This window comes from Mycobacterium sp. E740, from assembly GCF_001672895.1.
Lineage (GTDB): Bacteria > Actinomycetota > Actinomycetes > Mycobacteriales > Mycobacteriaceae > Mycobacterium.
The window spans coordinates 1-3,122 of record NZ_LZKP01000119.1; the positions used below are offsets into that span (position 1 = coordinate 1).

Annotated in this window: 3 protein-coding genes and 2 pseudogenes; all 5 read left to right on the forward strand. The window is 64.7% G+C overall.

Features of this window, described 5'->3' with window-relative positions; translation table 11 throughout:
• Positions 1-785 (forward strand): annotated as a pseudogene (locus tag A5663_RS11430) (ribonucleotide-diphosphate reductase subunit alpha); the annotation flags it as partial.
• Between the two features lie 204 nt (positions 786-989).
• Positions 990-1,457 carry a hypothetical protein gene (locus A5663_RS11435; RefSeq protein WP_068148328.1) on the forward strand — a complete coding sequence of 156 codons (468 nt, stop codon included), beginning with the start codon at positions 990-992 and terminating at the stop codon, positions 1,455-1,457.
• 6 nt (positions 1,458-1,463) lie between these two features.
• Complete coding sequence (locus A5663_RS11440) at positions 1,464-2,189, forward strand: ABC transporter ATP-binding protein (protein WP_068148322.1); 726 nt, start codon at positions 1,464-1,466, stop codon at positions 2,187-2,189.
• Complete coding sequence (locus tag A5663_RS11445; RefSeq protein ID WP_068148325.1) at positions 2,186-2,968, forward strand: ABC transporter; 783 nt, start codon at positions 2,186-2,188, stop codon at positions 2,966-2,968. The genes A5663_RS11440 and A5663_RS11445 overlap by 4 nt, the downstream gene beginning before the upstream one ends.
• Positions 2,965-3,122: pseudogene (locus tag A5663_RS22605) on the forward strand (SAM-dependent methyltransferase); the annotation flags it as partial. The gene A5663_RS11445 and the pseudogene A5663_RS22605, both read left to right, overlap by 4 nt.

The following is a 3,122-nucleotide window of genomic DNA, read 5'->3' on the forward strand; positions in this document are numbered from 1 at the left end:
TGCCGTCGATCGAGCAGGGCAACAACGACTCTCATGCGATCGGGCTGGGGCAGATGAATCTGCACGGCTACCTGGCCCGCGAGCGGGTCTTCTACGGGTCCGAAGAGGGCGTCGACTTCACGAACATCTACTTCTACTGCGTCCTGTACCACGCGCTGCGTGCGTCGAATCGGATTGCAATCGAGCGGGGCGCGCACTTCAAGGGGTTCGAGAAGTCGAAGTACGCGTCCGGCGAATTCTTCGACAAGTACACCGAGCAGGTGTGGGAGCCCAAGACCGATCGCGTCAAGCAGCTGTTCGCCGATGCGGACATTCGCATTCCGACGCAAGAGGATTGGTTGCGGTTGAAGGAGTCGGTGCAGCAGCACGGCATCTACAACCAGAACCTGCAGGCGGTGCCTCCGACGGGGTCGATCAGCTACATCAACCACTCGACCAGCTCGATCCACCCGATCGCGAGCAAAGTCGAGATCCGTAAGGAAGGCAAGATCGGCCGCGTCTACTACCCGGCGCCGTACATGACCAACGAGAACCTGGAGTACTTCCAGGACGCGTACGAGATCGGCTACGAGAAGGTCATCGACACCTACGCGGCTGCCACTCAACACGTCGATCAGGGGCTGAGCCTGACACTGTTCTTCAAGGACACCGCGACTACGCGCGACGTTAACAAGGCGCAGATCTACGCCTGGCGCAAGGGCATCAAGACGCTGTACTACATCCGGTTGCGTCAGATGGCCCTGGAGGGCACTGAGGTGGAGGGTTGCGTCAGCTGCATGTTGTGACGACTGGGCGTCGAGTGTCGGGTTGTCCTGCGGCATAGGCAATTTGATGTCGGCTAATCCGACACTCGTCGCCCAGCGCGGCGTTGCGCCCCCGCGCTGAATGTCACCTACCAAGACCGCCTCAAAGGTAAGGCTTGCCTCATTCTGCGTTGCCATCTACATTAACCGGAAAAGTTTCCTTCAAATAAGGAGCCGGTTGTGGCGATGCGAATCAGTGCGCTGGCCGTCGCGTTGAGCTGGGCCGGTCTCACGGCAGTGGTCGCTCCGGCGGCGGATGCCCAGCCCGGCCCCGACCAGGGTTTCGCGATCACCTCCGAGGTGCCCACCTTGGCCGAATTGGATACGCAGATCCGGCTGCTCGTGGCCACGCCGGCCCCGGATGAGGTGAAGGCCGCGCAGTTGGAGGGCGGCAGTCGCGCGGTGGTCGTTCCGAAGATGGTGTACCGCGTCGGATTCTTCCGTCCGCCACGCGGTTCGAGCCAGGTCACCGGCCCTGAAACCCACGACGGCGATACGCACACCGCTGTCATCAACGCGAACCGCCAGGGTTCGCCGACGGTGCAGATCACCGCCGAGTGGCGCCGCATCGACGGACGATGGAAGCTCGCGAGCAAGTCGCTGTGCAACGGCATCAAGACGTTGGGCCTGCCGATCCCGTGCAACTTTCAATAGCCGCCGATGATCGAAGTCTCCAACCTGTCCAAGCGATTTGGTTCATGCCGAGCGATCTCCGACGTCACGGCGAGTTTCCCGTCAGCGTCGGTGACTGCCCTGCTTGGCCTGAACGGCGCGGGTAAGACCACGCTGCTTCGGCTCATCGCCGGCTTGGATCACCCGGACGGCGGCACTGTGACCGTGTGCGGACGTACCCCCCGTGACGAGCCCGAGCCCAGCCGGCTGATCAGCGCGCACCTCGGCCCCGAAGCGATGAATCCGCGACATACCGTCTCGCGGCACCTCGCGTGGCTGGCGGCGCTCGCTGGCATCAGCTCGAAGCGCGTCGAGACGGTGCTGACCGAGGCCGGCCTGTCCGAGCACCGTGACGAGCGAATCGCCAAGCTGTCATTGGGATTTCGACAGCGACTCGCAATCGCCGCGGCCCTGTTGGCGGATCCGGCGGCCATTGTCTTCGACGAACCGCTCAACGGCCTCGACGTGCCGGGCATCGTGTGGCTGCGCACGTTGCTGCGCCGGCTGGCAGCCGACGGCAGGACGATCATCCTCGCCAGCCACTTGTTGAGCGAAGTCGTGTTGACCGCCGACCGGTTGCTCATCCTGGACCGCGGTCGTGTCGCTGAAAGCGGAACCCTCGACGAGTTGGTGCCTGCCGGCGACGATCCGCGGTTGTGGCTCGAACACGCGCTGCTGGCGCGCAGTTCGGTCCTCGAGACGGCGCGACGATGACGGGCGCGGACCTGGTGCGCCGGAGCGTTCACGCCGAAACTGTCCGGACCGCAGGACGTAGTCCGCTCTGGACGGTGCTCGTGCCGGTGGCGGTCGGTGTCCCGTTGGCGATCACATTCGTGATCGCCGCGGTCGCCGAGATGTTCGCGCGCATCCCGGGACAGGTGTCGATTCTCCAGGTCTCCACCTCCAATGCCGCCTACTGGGTGATCGCAGTGACTGTGATCGTCATGGCCGCCGCAGCGGCCGACGGCCAGTCAGCCGAATCGTCTTACCGCACAGCCGATCACATCCGCCTCGCCTTACCGCGGCGGTGGCCCGATCTGGTGGGAAAATGGCTGTTCTACGGCACGTTGAGCGCGACGCTGGCCGTCGCGACGACCGTAGTCGTCCTGCTCGGCCTGCCGATGATCTCCGAGCTGGTCTACGGCGAGGTGTCGCTCACCGATTCCACGGCACGCCGACTGTTGTGGACGGTTCCGGTGTATGCGTTCTTCGCGGCAGGTGCCGGCATCGGAGTCGGGGCGCTTGTGCGGTCGCGGGTGGGCGGCGTCGCCGCGATCCTCATCTGGGCCTACGTCGTCGAGACTGCGGCCGGATATCTGCCGAGCGGAGCATCGCTGCAGCGGTTCATGCCCGTGCTGAACGCGGTGTTCGCCACGGGGCAGGACATCGTGCTGGCGCCGCCGTGGGGCCAGAACGCCGCACTGGCCTACGCCTGCGCCATCTTCAGCGCGATCTTCGCGCTCTCGTTCGTCGGAAGGAGACAACGAAAATGACCGGAAGAGATGACCTTCCCCTCGCCGAGCGGTCTGATGCCGATCTGCCGGGCCAGTGGTTACTCGCGCGGCTGGGCAAACGGGTGCTGCGTCCCGGCGGCCTGGAGTTGACCACTCGGCTGCTGGCGGCGGCAGGAGTACAGGGCGCCGACGT

Coding starts and splice junctions, on each gene's coding strand:
- A5663_RS11435 (WP_068148328.1), top strand. CDS start 990: ATGCGAATCAGTGCGCTGGCCGTCGCGTTGAGCTGGGCCGGTCTCACG.
- A5663_RS11440 (WP_068148322.1), top strand. CDS start 1,464: ATGATCGAAGTCTCCAACCTGTCCAAGCGATTTGGTTCATGCCGAGCG.
- A5663_RS11445 (WP_068148325.1), top strand. CDS start 2,186: ATGACGGGCGCGGACCTGGTGCGCCGGAGCGTTCACGCCGAAACTGTC.